The 15,756-nt window shown below is 67.7% G+C and carries 15 protein-coding genes; 5 read left to right on the forward strand and 10 right to left on the reverse strand.

The genetic code is table 11. The features are described from left to right. Positions 1-541 (forward strand): TOBE-like domain-containing protein (locus AC5Y5V_RS25375; protein ID WP_499940712.1); only part of this gene is annotated, 541 nt, incomplete at its 5' end. A 7-nt stretch (positions 542-548) separates the two neighbouring features. Here the strand turns inward: AC5Y5V_RS25375 and AC5Y5V_RS25380 are convergent. The 4 genes from AC5Y5V_RS25380 to AC5Y5V_RS25395 form a co-directional block, all read right to left on the reverse strand. Next, positions 549-1,283, reverse strand: coding sequence for a sirohydrochlorin chelatase (locus AC5Y5V_RS25380; RefSeq protein ID WP_499940713.1), 735 nt, complete (start codon positions 1,281-1,283; stop codon positions 549-551). Beyond that, the gene (locus AC5Y5V_RS25385; protein ID WP_499940714.1) at positions 1,262-2,002 is read right to left on the reverse strand and encodes a phosphoadenylyl-sulfate reductase; all 741 of its coding nucleotides are present in this window, start codon (positions 2,000-2,002) and stop codon (positions 1,262-1,264) included. Before AC5Y5V_RS25385 ends, AC5Y5V_RS25380 begins: the two co-directional genes overlap by 22 nt. After that, positions 1,999-3,666: a nitrite/sulfite reductase gene (locus AC5Y5V_RS25390; RefSeq protein ID WP_499940715.1), complete on the reverse strand. Its 1,668-nt coding sequence runs from the start codon at positions 3,664-3,666 to the stop codon at positions 1,999-2,001. The genes AC5Y5V_RS25385 and AC5Y5V_RS25390 overlap by 4 nt, the downstream gene beginning before the upstream one ends. Positions 3,667-3,781: 115 nt before the next feature. After that, positions 3,782-3,883: an Ms4527A family Cys-rich leader peptide gene (locus AC5Y5V_RS25395; RefSeq protein ID WP_499940716.1), complete on the reverse strand. Its 102-nt coding sequence runs from the start codon at positions 3,881-3,883 to the stop codon at positions 3,782-3,784. A gap of 147 nt (positions 3,884-4,030) precedes the next feature. On the opposite strand from AC5Y5V_RS25395, the gene hemW reads away from it, so the two are divergent. Further along, a complete protein-coding gene (gene hemW / locus AC5Y5V_RS25400) occupies positions 4,031-5,203 on the forward strand; it encodes a radical SAM family heme chaperone HemW (RefSeq protein ID WP_499940717.1) in 1,173 nt (390 codons plus the stop codon). Between the two features lie 6 nt (positions 5,204-5,209). Here hemW and AC5Y5V_RS25405 read toward each other — a convergent pair whose 3' ends face one another. Then, entirely contained in the window at positions 5,210-6,445 is a 1,236-nt protein-coding gene (locus AC5Y5V_RS25405; RefSeq protein WP_499940718.1) for a sodium-dependent bicarbonate transport family permease, read from the reverse strand. A gap of 768 nt (positions 6,446-7,213) precedes the next feature. Here AC5Y5V_RS25405 and AC5Y5V_RS25410 point away from each other — a divergent pair. The 3 genes from AC5Y5V_RS25410 (at position 7,214) to AC5Y5V_RS25420 (ending at position 10,470) form a co-directional block, all read left to right on the forward strand. After that, entirely contained in the window at positions 7,214-8,551 is a 1,338-nt protein-coding gene (locus AC5Y5V_RS25410; RefSeq protein WP_499940761.1) for a salicylate synthase, read from the forward strand. A gap of 117 nt (positions 8,552-8,668) precedes the next feature. Continuing rightward, entirely contained in the window at positions 8,669-9,391 is a 723-nt protein-coding gene (locus AC5Y5V_RS25415) for a sigma 54 modulation/S30EA ribosomal C-terminal domain-containing protein (RefSeq protein ID WP_499940719.1), read from the forward strand. A gap of 83 nt (positions 9,392-9,474) precedes the next feature. Further along, positions 9,475-10,470 carry an acyl-ACP desaturase gene (locus AC5Y5V_RS25420; protein ID WP_499940762.1) on the forward strand — a complete coding sequence of 332 codons (996 nt, stop codon included), beginning with the start codon at positions 9,475-9,477 and terminating at the stop codon, positions 10,468-10,470. Here the strand turns inward: AC5Y5V_RS25420 and AC5Y5V_RS25425 are convergent. The 5 genes from AC5Y5V_RS25425 to AC5Y5V_RS25445 are packed head-to-tail and all read right to left on the reverse strand — an operon-like array spanning position 10,457 to position 15,715. Continuing rightward, positions 10,457-11,392, reverse strand: a complete 936-nt coding sequence (locus tag AC5Y5V_RS25425) for a MerR family transcriptional regulator (protein WP_499940720.1) — start codon at positions 11,390-11,392, stop codon at positions 10,457-10,459. The two genes, AC5Y5V_RS25420 and AC5Y5V_RS25425, sit on opposite strands and share 14 nt — an antisense overlap. A 14-nt stretch (positions 11,393-11,406) precedes the next feature. Continuing rightward, positions 11,407-12,909, reverse strand: a complete 1,503-nt coding sequence (locus AC5Y5V_RS25430) for a flavin-containing monooxygenase (protein WP_499940763.1) — start codon at positions 12,907-12,909, stop codon at positions 11,407-11,409. Beyond that, positions 12,906-13,826 (reverse strand): ferritin-like domain-containing protein, encoded by a 921-nt coding sequence (locus tag AC5Y5V_RS25435; RefSeq protein ID WP_499940721.1) that lies wholly within the window; start codon positions 13,824-13,826, stop codon positions 12,906-12,908. The genes AC5Y5V_RS25430 and AC5Y5V_RS25435 overlap by 4 nt, the downstream gene beginning before the upstream one ends. Before the next feature lie 15 nt (positions 13,827-13,841). Beyond that, positions 13,842-14,702: an SDR family NAD(P)-dependent oxidoreductase gene (locus AC5Y5V_RS25440; protein WP_499940722.1), complete on the reverse strand. Its 861-nt coding sequence runs from the start codon at positions 14,700-14,702 to the stop codon at positions 13,842-13,844. A gap of 2 nt (positions 14,703-14,704) precedes the next feature. Continuing rightward, a complete protein-coding gene (locus AC5Y5V_RS25445) occupies positions 14,705-15,715 on the reverse strand; it encodes an alpha/beta hydrolase (protein WP_499940723.1) in 1,011 nt (336 codons plus the stop codon). Positions 15,716-15,756: the final 41 nt, after the last annotated feature.

Here is a 15,756-nt window from a genome sequence, read left to right on the forward strand (position 1 = left end):
CGAGGACCTGCGCAGTTGGCTGCGCCGCCTGCACGACGAGGTCCATGTCACCACGGTGCTGGTCACCCACGACCAGGCCGAGGCGCTCGACGTCGCGGACCGCATCGCGGTGCTCAACAAGGGCCGCATCGAGCAGGTCGGCTCCCCGACCGACGTCTACGACACCCCGGCCAGCGCGTTCGTGATGTCATTCCTGGGTGCCGTGTCCTCGCTGAACGGCGCGCTGGTGCGTCCCCACGACATTCGGGTGGGCCGCCGGCCCGACATGGCGATCGCGGGCGGGGACGGCTCCGCGGACTCGATCGGGGTGGTGCGCGCGACCGTCGACCGGGTGGTGGCGCTCGGCTTCGAGGTGCGGGTCGAATTGACCAGCGCCGCGACCGGGACGCCGTTCACCGCGCAGATCACCCGCGGTGACGCCGAGGCGCTGGCGCTGACGGAAGGCGACACCGTCTACGTGCGGGCCACCCGGGTGCCCACGATTCCCGGGGAAGCGACCAACGGCGCGGACGAGGACGAGGCGACGCTGACGTCCGCGTGACCGCGCGTCAGGCGGCGACGCGCTCCGCCAGGGCTTCGTCGAAGCGGTCCAGCACCGTATCCGCCACCAGTTCGTGAGCGCCCAGCGCCGTGGCCATGGTGATGCCGGCCGTGTCGGCGAACCGCTGCACCCGGTCAGGCAGCCGCCCGGGCGCCAGGAACCATGGCGCGATGACCACGCGGCGCGCGCCCTGGCGGCGCAGTCGGCCCAGGCCGTCAGCCAGCGAACGCTCCGGTCGGGTGGCGAACGCTGTCGCCGCACCGGCCCAGCCCGTGCCCCTCAGCAGCTTCGGCGCCACCCGCGCGGTGCGCGCGTTCACCGCGGGATCGGACGTGCCGATCGCCACCACGAGCACCCCCACCCGTTCGTCAGACCAGGACACGCCCAGCTCGGCCACCCGCTGGTGCAGCACCGCGACCAGGCGGTCGTCCTCGCCCAGGACGGCGGCCTGCCGGACGCCGACGGCCGCGCCGCAGCCGGCGATCTGGCGGGGGATGTCCACGCGCGCGTGGTAGGCGTTCGCCAACAGCAGCGGGCTGACCACCGCCTGGCCGTCGACCGCGGTGAGCACGTCGACCAGGCTTGGCGAGCTGTGATCGAGGAACGCCAGCCGGACGTCGAGGCCGGGACGCAGCCGCGCGACCCGGTCCGCGACGGCGTGCGCATTGGCCGCCGACCGTGGGTCCGCACTTCCGTGCGCGGTCAGCACGAGGGTAGGGGTCACGAGGCGTGCAGCCCGCATTCGGTCTTCGCCATCCCCTGCCAGCGTCCGCTGCGCGGATCGGCGCCCTCGACGGGCTTGGCCGTGCAGGGGGCGCAGCCGATTGACGGATAGCCTTCGTAGACAAGCGGATTGACCAGCACGTCGTGCCGATCGATGTAGTTCTGCATGTCCTGATCGGTCCAGGCGGCCAGCGGGTTGATCTTCACCAGCTTGAACGCCTCGTCGAAGCCGATCAGCGGCGCATTGGCGCGGGTCGGGGCCTCCACCCGGCGGATGCCCGTCACCCACGCCGAGTAGCCGCGCAGCGCCTTGCCGAGCGGGGCGACCTTGCGCAGCCGGCAGCACTCGCCGGGGTCGCTGGTGAACAGGTCCTTGCCCAGCAGGTTGTCCTGCTCGGCCACCGTGTGCTCGGGAGTGACGTTGACAACCCTGATGTCGTAGACGGATTCGATCGCATCGCGGGTGCCGATGGTCTCCACGAAGTGGTAGCCGGTGTCCAGGAACATCACCGGCACGCCCGGTCGCACCTTGGCGGCCATATCGACCAGCACGGCGTCCTGCATGTTCGACGCCACCACGTAATTGCAGGTGGCCCAGCCGCGGGGGCCGTTGATCCCGCCGAAGTTCGCCTCGGTCCAGCGCAGCAGCTCCGTAGCGTCGGCGCCGTCGAGCTCGGCCGCGCCGCGAGACGCCAGCTCGCGCAGTTCATCTTCGGTCAGCCTGGTCGCTTCGCTCATCGCAAGTCGTCCTCCTCGGCCCGAATCGCCCACTGCGCGAAGCGCTCACCTTCGTCGCGGTGCTTGACGAAGTTCCGGGTCACCCGGTCGATGTAGTCGCCCAGCTCGGCGCTGGTGACCTTGTGCTGCCGCAGCTTTCGGCCGAAGCCGCTGTCCAGGCCCAGGCTGCCGCCCAGATGCACCTGGAAACCCTCGACCGAGCCGCCGTCGCCGTCGTCGACCATCTGGCCCTTGAAGCCGATGTCGGCCACCTGAATTCGAGCACACGAGTTCGGGCAGCCGTTGATGTTGACGGTGATCGGCACGTCTAGCGCGGCGTTGATGTCATCGAGCCTGCGCTCCAGCTCGGGCACCAGATCCTGTGCCCGGACCCGAGTCTCGGCGAACGACAACTTGCAGAACTCGATCCCGCTGCACGCCATGAGATTGCGGCGCCAATGCGACGGCCGCGATGGCAGTCCCAGCTTCTCCAGCCCAGCGATCGTCTCCTCGAGCTTGTCGTCGGGGATGTCGAGGATGACCAGCTTCTGATACGGGGTGAACCGAATGCGGTCCGAGCCCGCCCGCTCGGCCAGGTCGGCGACCGCCAACAGGATGGTGCCGGACACCCGCCCGGCGATCGGGGAGACGCCGATGGCGTTGAGCCCGTTCTTCAGCCGCTGCACGCCGACGTGATCGATCGGATGCTTGACCGGCTCGGGGGCCGGCCCGTCGATCAGCGGGCGCTTGAGGTACTCGGTTTCCAGAACTTCGCGGAATTTTTCTACGCCCCAGTCCTTGACCAGGAACTTCAGCCGCGCCTTGGCGCGCAGCCGCCGATAGCCGTAGTCGCGGAAGATCGACGTCACCGCGGCCCACACCTCGGGCACCTCGTCCAGCGGAACCCAGACGCCGAGCCGCTGGGCCAGCATCGGATTGGTGGACAGGCCGCCGCCGACCCACAGGTCCAGGCCCGGCCCGTGCTCGGGGTGGTTGACGCCGATGAACGCGATGTCGTTGACCTCGTGAACGACGTCCTGCAGACCGGAGATGGCGGTCTTGTACTTGCGCGGCAGGTCGGCGAAATCGGGTTGGCCGATGTAGCGGCGGACGATCTCGTCGATCGCCCAGGTGGGGTCGAGGACCTCGTCGAGCGACTCGCCGGCCAGCGGCGAGCCCAGCACCACACGCGGGCAGTCGCCGCACGCCTCGGCGGTCTGCAGCCCTACCTCGTCGAGGCGTCGCCAGATTTCGGGGACGTTCTCCACTTCGATCCAGTGGTACTGCACGTTCTGGCGGTCGGAGATGTCCGCGGTGTCGCGGGCGAACTCGACGGAGATCTGGCCCAGCGTGCGCAGCGCCGCCGCGGAGATCGCGCCGCCGTCGCAGCGCACGCGCATCATGAAGTACTTGGCCTCGAGCTTGTCGGTGTTCTCGTCGCCGGTCCAGCTGCCGTCGTACCCCTGTTCGCGCTGGGTGTAGAGGCCCCACCAGCGGAAACGCCCCCGCAGGTCGGATTTCTCGATGCTGTCGAAGCCGTTCTTCGCGTAGTCGTTGAGGATGCGGTCCCGCACCTCGAGCGGCGCGCCGGCCTGCTTCATCTCCTCGTTGGGGTTGAGCGGGTCGCGGCTTCCCAGCGCCCACTGGCCCTCGTCGCGGGTCTTAGCGGGACGGGCTGTGGTCATGCGGGTGTTCTCCTTCGCGAACATTCGCGGGCGTGACGGCGCACCTCACCGGTTCTGATTGGGAGGCGCAGATCCGGCGGCCAGCTGGTCGTACAGGTGGGCTGGGTCTACGACGTCAAGGGAGACAGCAACAGCTGCAAACGCGCTTGAGGTCGATATGCCGCCGAGCCACCAAGGCGATGCGCAGGCTGGGGCGGGCGACGGTCACGGCTGCCATTCTGCCATGGATCTTGGCCGACCGTACAACCAGGTCAAATTTCCGCTCACGGTGATTAAAACTACGCCGGTAACTTTGGTTGATTAGGTAAACAAAGCCGAGAATCCGCTGTGAATCGTGGTGCGGCCTGTCGTGGGATCATGTGGCATGACCCTTCGCCAGGCGCCCGCCGAGCTGCCAGGCTTGCAGCGGAGCCCCGGGGCTCCGTTTGGCGTGTACGTGCACGTCCCGTTCTGCATAACCCGCTGCGGATATTGCGATTTCAACACCTACACCCCGGCCGAGCTGGGTGGGGTCAACCCGGATGCCTGGCTGCAGGCGCTGCGGGCGGAGCTCGAGCTGGCGTCCGCACGGCTGGACGCCCCGGCGGTGGACACCGTGTTCGTCGGCGGCGGCACGCCGTCGCTGCTGGGCGGCGAGCGCCTGACGACGCTGTTCGACATGGTGCGCGAGCACTTCGCGCTGGCCCCGGATGCCGAGATCACCACCGAAGCCAATCCGGAATCGACCTGGCCCGAGTTTTTCGACGCGATCCGGGCGGCCGGCTACACGCGGGTGTCGCTGGGCATGCAATCGGTCGTGCCGCACGTGCTGGGGGTGCTGGACCGGGTGCACACGCCGAACCGGTCGGCCGCCGCGGCCCGCGAGGCGCTGGCCGCCGGCTTCGAGCACGTCAACCTGGACCTGATCTACGGCACGCCGGGGGAGTCGGACGACGACCTGCTGCGCTCGGTCGACACGGCGGTCGAGACGGGCGTCGACCACGTGTCGGCGTACTCGCTGCTCGTCGAGCCGGGCACCGCGCTGGCGCGCCGGGTCCGCAGCGGTGAGCTGGCCGCTCCCGACGACGACGTGCTGGCGCACCGCTACGAGCTGGTCGACGCGCGGCTGTCCGCGGCCGGATTCGCCTGGTACGAGGTCTCCAACTGGGCCCGCCCCGGCGGTGAGTGCCGCCACAACCTCGGCTACTGGGACGGCGGGCAGTGGTGGGGCGCGGGACCGGGCGCGCACGGCTTCGTCGGCGCGACGCGGTGGTGGAACACCAAGCACCCCAACAGTTACGCGGAGATGCTGGCCGGCGCGACGTTGCCGGTCGCGGGCTTCGAGCAGCTCGGGGCCGACCTGCTGCACACCGAGGACGTGATGCTGCGGACCAGGCTGCGCCAGGGGTTGCCGCTGGCCCGGCTCGGCGACGACGAACGCGAGCGCGCCGCGGCCGTCGTCGCGGACGGGTTGTTGGTCGCCGAGGAGGACCGGCTGGTCCTCACGCCGCGCGGACGGCTCCTGGCCGATGCGGTGGTGCGCACGCTGCTGGGGTAGCCGGCGTCAGCCGGTCGGGAACCAGTGCCCCACCATTCGGGAGATCTCGATGTACAGCGGGATTCCGATCGTGACGTTGTAGGAGAACGTCAGACCCAGCGACGCCGCCAGCGGAAGTGTCGGGCTGGCCTCGGGGATCGCCAACCGCTGGACCGCCGGGACGGCGATATACGACGCCGCACCGCACAGCACGGCGAACAGCACGTAGGTCCCCGGCTTCAGCGCAGTGGCCGTGGCATAGGCGTAGGTGTGCGCCGCGATGATCCCCATCGACGCGAACAGATTGGGCACCAGCAGGCCGAACGCGATGAAACCGAAGCCCGCCGCCCGCAGGTCCTTCAGCTTCCGCGACGCCGTCATGCCCATCTCCAGCAGGAACAGGCACAGCACGCCCTGGAACGCCAGCACGAAGAAGTTGTCGTCGTCGTGAATGACCTTTTCGCCCTGCAACCCACTGATCAGGCCGATGATGATGCCACCGAGCAGCAGCACCAGCCCGGGATTCAGGAACACCTCCTGCAGCAGCTCACGGTTGAGCAGTCGGGGCGACTTGCCGGTGCCGACCGGGTCCGGCTCCCACTCCGGGTGCTCGGACTTCTCCAGCGACAGCTCCAGTTCCTGTTCGACCCCTCGATCGTTCTGGGTATCGAGCGACTGGCCGCGCGCGGGCCGCGTCGCGGTACCCGGCCCGAACGCCACCTTGGCCGGTGGGGTGTAGCCCGCCTCGTCGGGCATGTAGCCCGCCTCGTCCATCCCGCGGTGACGCAGCCGCGCGACCAGGTACAGGGCCACCAGGCAGCCGGGAATCTCCATGACCGCCAACATCACCGGCATGTACGCGTTGAACGCGATGCCGACGCTGGTCAGGACGGCGACGCAGGTGGCAAAGGTACCCGCCGAGTCGGACCCGTAATAGCCGGCGACCGTGGCCCTATCGACCCGGCGCATGGATTTCAGGCGGTTCAGCAGGAAGTAGGCCAGGCCGCCGATCATGAAATTCAAGATGAAGCCCAGCGCCACGAAACCGGCGATGTTGTCGATGTCGGCCGGTTTGACCTTCGCCAGCTCCTCGCCGCCGTGCCAGCCGATGGCCAGCAGCAGGTACATGGTGAGGCCCTGGTAGATCACGTACGGGAATTCGAATCTCACCCTGAGGATCGGGATGAGGAAGCCGAAGTAGAAGAACAGCAGAAGCGGTTTGAACAGGTTGTGGGTGAAGTTGTGCCAGAACTCTTGCAGCATTACCTGCCTCCCCTCGTCGGTGCGGTGCGGTGGTCATGGAGGTACCGAGAAGCACCGTGAGTCCGCGGAGCGACCATGAATATCCAGACAAATCTGGAAACTTAGCCCTGCCTATTCAAATCCGCCACTCAGCAAATTGACAGGTAAATGTGCATTGGAACGGGCGCGCTCGGCGCCCCTCTTTTGGTTGCGCAACGCACAGTTTGCGAGTGGTTTGCCGTTTACTTGGCGGCGGAAGTCGGCGCCCGCCGGACACGGACGTGCGACTTGCGTTGTCTTGCCGGGCGGCACGCCGGTGGCGGGTGCGGGCCGGTGGTCGCCCCGGTGCGAGGACCCGCGAAACCATAAGTACGCCAGCCTTTCGGTCGATCGTGAGCGCGGCAACGCCGACCGCCGGGCGCTCGGGATCGTTCGGGATTCCGCTGGGCAGCACGTGCTTGGCCGACGGATCAATGGGTTGCTGGGAGTAAGCGCGGGTGGTAGCTGGAGGGACCCCTGCCGAGGCCGGTTAAAAATGCGTTAAAAATGTTCGCCGACACGCCGAATCGGCCCATTTTTGCGGTCAACGCCGGCGCCGGCGGCGACCGCGCCCGCGCCGCGCGACCGGCCATTTGCCGCGGCATTGCGCCAAGTCGCCGGCGACGGCATCCGCGGGTGCGGTGTCGGCGGGATCCGCGGGGTCGGCGCAGGTCAGCGGCTGACGCGCCAACCGGACCGCGCGAAATTTCATAGGTTAGGCTACATTTACTAGCTGTGACCGAGGTCAGCGTGGGGGCTAGTTCTATAGGCATCGAGTCGCAGCCGCTGCAATGGCCCGGCCATATCGACCCGGCCGACCTGGCGGCCGAACTGGCGGCAGTGCTGCCGGAGCGTGCCGGCGAGGAATACCTGCTCTACGAGAGCGACGGCGAATGGGTGCTGGCCATCGGTGTGCAGGCCATGGTCGAGTTGGACAGCGACGAAGTGCGCGTCATTCGCGACGGCGTCACCCAGCGCCAGCAGTGGTCGGGCCGGCCGGGAGCCGTTCTGGCCGAGACGGTGGATCGGCTGCTGCTGGAGACCGACCAGGTGTTCGGCTGGATAACCTTCGAATTCGGCGTCTACCGGTACGGCCTGCAGGAGCGACTGGCGCCACAAACACCGCTGGCCCGGATCTTCTGGCCCCGCACCCGAATCGTGGTGTCGCGGCAAGCGGTTCAGCTGTTCGGCGCCGACGATCACGTGTGCGAGACCGTGCGCCGGGTATTGCGTCGCGGCGTGCGCGACGTACGGCCCCCACGTGCGCTCGACATATCGGCCGACCCGTCCCGCTATCGCGATCGCGTGGCCGCGGCGGTCCGCGAGATCGCGGCCGGCGGTTACCACAAGGTGATCCTGTCCCGGTCCGTCGAGGTGCCGTTCGCGCTCGACTTCCCGTCGACCTACCGGCTGGGCCGACGCCACAACACCCCGGTGCGGTCGTTCTTGTTGCGGCTGGGTGGAGTTCGTGCCGTCGGCTACAGCCCGGAGTTGGTCACGGCCGTGCACAACGACGGCGAGGTCGTCACCGAGCCGTTGGCCGGTACCCGCGCGCTCGGTCGTGGTCTGGTGCGTGACCGCGAGGCCCGCGACGAGCTGGAGTCGAATTCCAAAGAGATTGTCGAGCACGCGATCTCGGTGCGCAGCTCGCTACAGGAGATCGCCGAGGTCGCCGAGCCGGGCACCGCGGCCGTCACGGACTTCATGACGGTGCGCGAGCGGGGGAGCGTCCAGCATCTCGGCTCCACGGTCAGTGCGCGCCTGGACCCGGCCAACGACCGAATGGATGCGCTGGAGGCGCTCTTCCCGGCGGTCACCGCGTCGGGCATCCCGAAAGCCGCCGGCGTCGAAGCCATCCTGCGCCTCGACCAGGGGCCGCGCGGCATGTATTCGGGTGCGGTCGTGTCCATTTCGGCCGACGGCGCCCTGGATGCCGCGCTGACGCTGCGGGCCGTCTACGAGAGCGACGGCAGAACCTGGCTGCGGGCGGGCGCCGGCATCATCGAAGCCTCGCAGCCTGAGCGGGAATTCGAGGAGACCTGCGAAAAGCTCTCTACGCTGGCGCCGTATCTCGTCGCGCGCCAGTAGAGGGGCCTTTAGTCCCTAGTGGATGCCGCCGCGAGCGGCGAGGCTTCGATCGTGCATGCACTTCAGTGTCGATCGGCGCGGGAATTCCCCGACGTCTTAGTGCTTTCCAGCGGCCGCGTGCCAGCCGTCACCGCCGAGGGGATAGGGCGTGCCGTAGGCCGGGTGCTGGCCGATCACGACGTCGCCGGCGGCGCCCGGGTGCGGCTGAAGACCGGTAGGTGCGGCGGCGGGCCGATGGTGTTGCAGGTGAACCTGACGGTGCATGACGCGCCCGCCCGCGTCCAGGCCGTCACGGCGGGCATCGACGACACGCTGCCGGCGCTGGCCAGGCTGGATCGTCACCTCGGGAGCCTGGGCGGGCGCTGGCGCCCCCGGCCCTGGCCGGATCTGACCCGCCGGATGCGGTCCATATCCGGCGATGCCGACCTGGTCCGTCGTAAAACGGTTGTGCCGCAGCGCATCACCCCGATGGAGGCGGTGCGGGTGATGGATGCGATGGACTATGACGCGCACCTGTTCGTCGACGCCGAAACGGGCGAGGACGCGGTGGTGTACCGGGCGGGACCGTCCGGATTGCGGCTGGCACGCCAGCGCCAGGTGTATCCGCCGGGCTGGTCCGACAAGAACGCGCCGGCGCCCTGCGGCCCGCCGGTGCCGCTGATCGTGAATCCCCGTCCGGCGCCGGAACTCGCCGAGGAGGCCGCGGTGGAGCGGGCGCGCGAACACGGTCCGCGCCTGCTGTTCTTCACCGATCCCGTCAGCGGTCGGGGCCGGTTGCTGTATCCGCGCTACGACGGTGATCTCGGCCTGGTCGGCCCGGCGTCGGGCGTGTCGACTTGATGTAACCGCACGACACATATACATTGACTGTTACTGGTCGATACACATAGCTGGGAGAGTCGGTGTCCAACAACCTGAGCAATATGCAGTTACTGCGTGAACTCGAGCCCGTCGTGGAGCGACTGCTCAACCGCCACCTCTCGATGTTCAAAGAGTGGAGCCCGCACGACTACATCCCCTGGTCGGACGGCAAGAACTACTACACCCTCGGCGGTGAGGACTGGGAGCCCGGGCAGAGCCGGCTCTCCGACGTGGCGCAGGTCGCGATGGTGCAGAATCTGCTGACCGAGGACAATTTGCCCTCGTACCACCGCGAGATCGCGATGAACTTCAGCATGGACGGCCCGTGGGGGCAGTGGGTCAACCGGTGGACCGCAGAGGAGAACCGGCACAGCATCGCCCTGCGCGACTACCTGGTGGTCACGCGGTCGGTCGACCCGGTCGAACTGGAGAAGCTGCGGTTGGAGCAAATGACGAGGGGCTTCAGTCCGGGCCAGAACCAGCAGGGCGACCTGTTTGCTGAGAGCGTGTTCGACTCGGTCATGTACGTGTCGTTTCAAGAGTTGGCGACCCGCGTGTCGCACCGCAACACCGGAAAAGCCTGCAACGAGTCGATCGCCGACCGGCTGCTCGCCAGGGTGTCGGCGGACGAGAACCTGCACATGATCTTCTACCGCGACGTCAGTGAGGCCGGCCTGGAGATCGCGCCCAACCAGGCGATGAGGTCACTGCATCGGATTCTGCGCAACTTCAAGATGCCCGGCTTCACGGTGCCCGAGTTCCGGCGCAAGGCTGTGATCATCGCCGTCGGCGGCGTCTACGACCCGCGGATCCACCTCGACGAAGTGGTCATGCCGGTACTGAAGAAGTGGCGCATCTTCGAACGCGAAGACTTCACCGGGGAGGCCGCCCGAATGCGTGACGATCTGGGCCTGCTGATCAAGGAACTCGAGGAGGCCTCAAACAAATTCGACGAGTCAAAGCAGCGCTATCTGGAACGCGAGGCCCGCCGGACCGAGAAGATCACCGCCCGTAGGGTGCTGAAAACCGAAGGGACCCTGACGCTTAGCGGGCATTGAGCCCGGTTTCCGCGTCGGCCGATTGCTGCAGGTGGTCGGCGAGAACGCGGCTGACCAAAGACTCGATGGTCGATTCGATCGAGGACGCCAGCGTGGCGGTGACGGTCGCGACGGCCTGGGTGCGGAATCGGACCAGCATGGTGATCAGCTCGGCGATTTCGGAATCGGCAGGCAGCGGCGCGCCCGGTTTGATGCGGTCGATGACGTGCTCCGCGCCGGCGCGCACCAGCATGTCGCTGATCTCGTCGATCTTGGGCAGTGTCTGTTCGTATAGGTCGATGAGCTTGTCGGTGCCGATGCCGTAGCCACGGATCTCGTTGAAGGCCTCGACGAGCTTGGGCCGGGTGATCGTCGCCTGCTCGTCGTCGACGCGGATGATCTGCAGCGCCAGCAGCCGTTCGAAGGCGGGTGCATCGTCGACGAGTCGCCGGGCTTCGAAAACCGACATCGTCTGCGGCGTCTCGGTGGTCCAGGTGCCCGCGATTGCCGTCTCCAGGCCGAGGATGTCGCCGAGGTTCCTGCCCTCTTCCCACGCGCTGAGCATCTCCCGGACATGGGCGATGGTGTAGCCGCGGTCCAGCATCGAGGTGATCAGCCGAAGCCGGGTCAGATGCGTGTCGTTGAACAGCGCGACGCGGCCGACGCGCAACGGCGGCGGCAGCAACCCGCGGTCGCGGTAGACCCGGATGTTGCGGGTGGTGGTGCCGGCCAGTCGGGCCAGGTCGTCGATCCGGTACTCACCGGACGCATCGATGTCGTGCGGATGGCGGACCGCGGCGTCGAAAAGCTGTGACACCGTGGTCTCGACGAACTCGCGCAGCTCGCGTGACTGCCGTTGCACACGCCTGGGCGCGCGTCGCACGTTGTGCAACACGCTGGCGATCGTGCCGGGCTCGGGCCGCGCGGGTCGGTCGGGTGCCATATCAGGGCGACGCGTCAGGCTGACGACGTCGCCAGGGTACGGGCCGCGTTGGCGACCGCTGCATAGTCCGAAGGGCGGAAATCACGCATCTGCCGAAGATACTGGGTCGCGGTGCCGGGGTACATAGAGCCGTTGAACCCGTCCTTGGTGAGATACCAAGAGCGGCAACCGGACATCCAGGTCGTCTTGGTGAGCCTGCGCTGGATGCGTTCGTTGTGGCGGCGCTGGACCTCTTCGCGCACATCGAGATAGCGCAGATCCTCGTTCAGGATCGTGGTGATGCCGCGCACCGCGTAGTCGAGTTGGCCTTCGATGTAGACCAGCAGCGAGTTGTGGCCGGGACCGGAGTTTGGACCGGTCATGAAGAACAGGTTCGGGTATCCGTGTGCGTTGATGCTCTTGTAGGCCTGCCCGCCGCCCGCCCAGTCGTCGGCCAGCGACCGGCCGCCCAGCCCGGTGACCTCGAATGGCGGGCCGGTGAGGTGGACGTCGTAGCCGGTGGCGAACACGATGCAGTCGAGGTGGTGCTCGATGCCGTCGCTGGTGCGAATGCCGACCGGGCTCAGCGTCGCGATCGGCCAGTCGATGAGCTTGCAGTTGTCGCGTTGCAGCGCGGGGTAATAGTCGCTGGATATCAGCATGCGCTTGCAGCCCGGCGCGAAGTCCGGGGTGAGCTGCCGGCGCAGCCAGGGATCCTTGACCTGCGCGCGAATGTGGGCCTGGCCCAGTCGGGCCACGAGCGAAGTCAGCGGCGTGTTCCACACCATCGCGGTCGCGGTGGCCTCGTGGCCCCAGAACAGCAGTTGCCGGGCAAGCTGTTGGGTGGCGGGGACTTTCGCGAACACCGCCTGCACCGCGGGCGGGGTGGCGACGTCCAGCCGCGGCAGCACCCAGCCCGGGGTGCGCTGGAATACCTTGACGAAGCCGGCCTGCTTCACCAGTTCGGGGATGATCTGGATCGCGCTGGCGCCGGTGCCGATGACGGCGACCCGCTTGCCGGTGAAGTCGTAGTCGTGATCCCAGCGGGCGCTGTGGATCTTGTGTCCCTGGTAGCTGTCCAGGCCGCGCATGTCGGGGAAACTGGCGTCCGACAACGGGCCGGAGGCCAGCACGACGGTGCGGGCGCGAAAACGTTTGCGATTCTTGGTCGTTGCGGTCCAGACGCCAGCCGCTTCATCGAACGCCAGCCCCTTGACCTCGTGATTGAACCGGATGTGGCGGCGGATCTCGAAGCGCGTCGCCATCTCCTCGATGTGAGCGTAGATCTCCGGGGCGGGGGAGTAGGTCCGTGACCACTTCGGGTTTTTCACGAACGAGTACGAGTACAGCAGCGACGGCACGTCGCAGCTGGCGCCCGGATACCGGGTGTCGCGCCACGTTCCGCCCACCCGGTCGGAGCGCTCCAGGATGACGACGTCGGTCACACCGGCTTCGGCCAACCGGATCGCCGCCCCGAGCCCGGAGAAGCCCGCCCCGATGATCAGCGTCGCGTAGACGCGATCTTGCGCCATGATCAGGCCGCCGGTTCGTGGGTGAGTTCCCGCGACCAGCTCGGCATCGGCCGCAGCATGGGTTTCGGATAGAAATCCGACAGCCACACCATGGAATTGGCCAGCAGCTGGTAGGGGTGCCGCGGATTGACCACCCAGCCGGCGTGCCGCTTCAGCACCTTGTAGGCGGGCACCCGCGGGGTGCGCCTGCCGCGCTCGCCGAGCTGCCGGAACCGGTTGACCGCGTTGAAGAGACGCTCGGCCTCCATGCCCATGCCGGCCATCTCGTTGCGGATGCGGTTGAGCAGCGGGACATACATGAGGGCGCCGATGATCAGGCCGGGAGTCGCGACGGTGCCGACGAACTCGATGGCCAGGCGGCGCGCGGTGGCGTGGCCGATCATCTCCAGCACTTCGAAATCGACGGCGATGTGCCGTGATTCGTCGTTGTTGATCTTCTCGAACACCTGGTGGCAGACCGGATCTTCCACCGTGTCCAGCAGGAACTTGAGCAGCGCGCCGTCCAGCGCCACCTCCAGCATCGGGATCACCGTGCCCAGCACGGACAACGGCATGTCGTCGGAGTAGGCGTCCAGCCATTCGATGGCCAACCGGATGTTGACGTTCGGCGTGGGGACTTCGCCGTCCTCGAGCATGCCCCAGCGCTTCATCAGCGCCAACTCCGCGTTGGCGTGGCGCTGTTCCTCGGCGTGGAAATACCGGTAGATCTCGGCGATGGTCGAGTTGGGCGCCTTCTTGGCCAGCGCCGCGAAGCCGCGGGCGCCGATGTTTTCGATCCAGCACAGGTCGGCCATGAAGGCCTTGAGCTTCGGGCGGAATTCGGGCCGGATGGTCTCGGCGCCCGGAGCTTCCCAGTCGATATCGGCGAGGGCCCACTGCCGATCCTTGATCTTAGCGAGCATGGCTTCCATTTCGATTGCCACGGTGAGCTCCTTACGTTAGGACAATCCGGCTCGGGAGATGAGGCCGGCCGCGCGCGTATATGACTGCGGGGCCAGACGTTTGATGTTCCAACCGATCTTCGCGTCGAATTGCGGCATGCAGTAGAGCTCGCCGCGATCGTGGGTGTCCAGGCATATCCGGGCCACCTTCTGCGCCGAAAAGCCGGTCCAGCGCATGAGTTTGGTGGCCAGTTCACCGGACTGCTCGCCGATCCGGCCCGAGGCCACGATGTTGGTCTTGACGAAGGTCGGGCACAGCACGGTGACCCGCACTGCGGTGCCGGACAATTCGGCCGCCAAGGTCTCCGACAGCGAGAGCACACCGGCCTTGCTGACGTTGTAGGCGGCCATCCCGGGCGCCGCGCCGAACGCCGCCGCGGAGGCCACGTTGATGATGCCGCGCGGAGCATGGGACGGGCCGGCTTCGCGCAATATCGGGGTGAACACGTGGCAGCCGTGAATGGGTCCCCACAGGTTGATGCCCAGCGTCCACAGCCAATCGTCCAGCGGCACTTCGCCGATCGCCGCGCCGCCGGCCCCGACGCCGGCGTTGTTGATCACCAGGGTGGGCGGCGCGCCGAACCACGCCTGTGACTGCTCGGCGAGGGCGGCGACGTCGTCGAATTGCGATACGTCGCAGCGGATTGCGGTCGCCTTCGCCCCCTGCGCGACGATCGCGTCGGCGGTGTTCTGCGCCGCGGCTTCGTCGATGTCGCTGCACACCACCGAACCGCCGCGGTGGCCGAGTTCGACGGCGAACGCCGCGCCGATCCCGCTGCCGGCGCCGGTCACCACCGCCAAGGCGCCGTGGCTCGTGGTGTCCGACTTGCGCAACAGCCTGTCCAGTGGCCCGAACATGATCAGCCCGCCTCCTCGGCGTAGGTGCGCGAATCCTGCAACGCATGCGTGATGAACCGCGCGACGTAGGCCATGGCCTTGGCGGCCTCGGGCGTCATCCGTGGCAGCGCCTGGAAGACATGCACCTGCTGGGGCCACACCTGCAGCTCACATCGCCCGCCGGCGGCGCGGATGTCGGCGGCGAGTTGCCGGGAATCCTCCTGCAGCATCTCTGCCCCGCCCGCCTGGATCAGGGTAGGCGGAAGCGCCGCGCTGCCGGCCACGTCGAGTGTCAGCCGGTGGTGAGTGGGATCGACGCCGGCGTGATACAGACTGACCAGGCGGGCGGCCATCGCAACCCGGATCGCGGGGTCGGGCCGTATCCGTTCGCGAGCGAGCGACAGCGCGAACGTCAAGTCGATCAGCGGCGACAGCAGCACCAGCGCGGCGGGGGGTTTCGCGGCCATCGCGGGTTGCAGCAACAGGTCGACCGCCAGGTGGCCGCCCGCCGAATCTCCGCCGATCACAATCTGTTCCGGTGTCAGGCCGCACGTCTCGACAAGGAAATCCCAGCCGGCTTGCACGTCATCGGCGGCGGTGGGGAAGCGGTAGCGCGGCGCGAGGCGGTAATCGACGCAGAACACCGGGAGCCCGGTCAACGACGACAGCCACGACGTCAATCGGCGGTGGGTGCGCGGCGAGCACATGGCGAAGCCGCTGCCGTGCACGTAGTAGATGGCACCCGCTTCGGTTGACGAGCGCCGGGTTGGGCTCGTCGGCGTGCGTGGGCCGTAAACCCATTCGCCCTTCACGCGGCGTCCGTCCGGCAGCGTGGCGTCGACGTGTTCGACGCGGGTGCCCGTCAGCGAGGGCCCGAACGTGCCCATGATCCGCGCGATGAGTTGGCGTGACAGCCACATGCCCCAGGCGCGTTCCGGCGGCACCAGGCCGGTGACCGGTCGCACCGTCAGGGCGCAGACCGCCGCCGCGCCGCGGGACCTCAGTGACCCGCGGGTCGGAACGACGTCGTTCATGGGACGGAGTCAATACCAAATGGTGACATTAGTCAATGGCA

It is taken from the genome of Mycobacterium sp. NGS68 (genome assembly GCF_059812195.1).

What these genes read in the sequence shown, in the direction of transcription:
- AC5Y5V_RS25420 (WP_499940762.1), top strand. Translation starts at nt 9,475, where the DNA reads ATGCAGTTACTGCGTGAACTCGAGCCCGTCGTGGAGCGACTGCTCAAC.
- AC5Y5V_RS25440 (WP_499940722.1), bottom strand. Translation starts at nt 14,702, where the DNA reads ATGTTCGGGCCACTGGACAGGCTGTTGCGCAAGTCGGACACCACGAGC.
- AC5Y5V_RS25385 (WP_499940714.1), bottom strand. Translation starts at nt 2,002, where the DNA reads ATGAGCGAAGCGACCAGGCTGACCGAAGATGAACTGCGCGAGCTGGCG.
- AC5Y5V_RS25405 (WP_499940718.1), bottom strand. Translation starts at nt 6,445, where the DNA reads ATGCTGCAAGAGTTCTGGCACAACTTCACCCACAACCTGTTCAAACCG.
- AC5Y5V_RS25395 (WP_499940716.1), bottom strand. Translation starts at nt 3,883, where the DNA reads ATGGCAGCCGTGACCGTCGCCCGCCCCAGCCTGCGCATCGCCTTGGTG.
- hemW (WP_499940717.1), top strand. Translation starts at nt 4,031, where the DNA reads ATGACCCTTCGCCAGGCGCCCGCCGAGCTGCCAGGCTTGCAGCGGAGC.
- AC5Y5V_RS25425 (WP_499940720.1), bottom strand. Translation starts at nt 11,392, where the DNA reads ATGGCACCCGACCGACCCGCGCGGCCCGAGCCCGGCACGATCGCCAGC.
- AC5Y5V_RS25390 (WP_499940715.1), bottom strand. Translation starts at nt 3,666, where the DNA reads ATGACCACAGCCCGTCCCGCTAAGACCCGCGACGAGGGCCAGTGGGCG.
- AC5Y5V_RS25380 (WP_499940713.1), bottom strand. Translation starts at nt 1,283, where the DNA reads ATGCGGGCTGCACGCCTCGTGACCCCTACCCTCGTGCTGACCGCGCAC.
- AC5Y5V_RS25445 (WP_499940723.1), bottom strand. Translation starts at nt 15,715, where the DNA reads ATGAACGACGTCGTTCCGACCCGCGGGTCACTGAGGTCCCGCGGCGCG.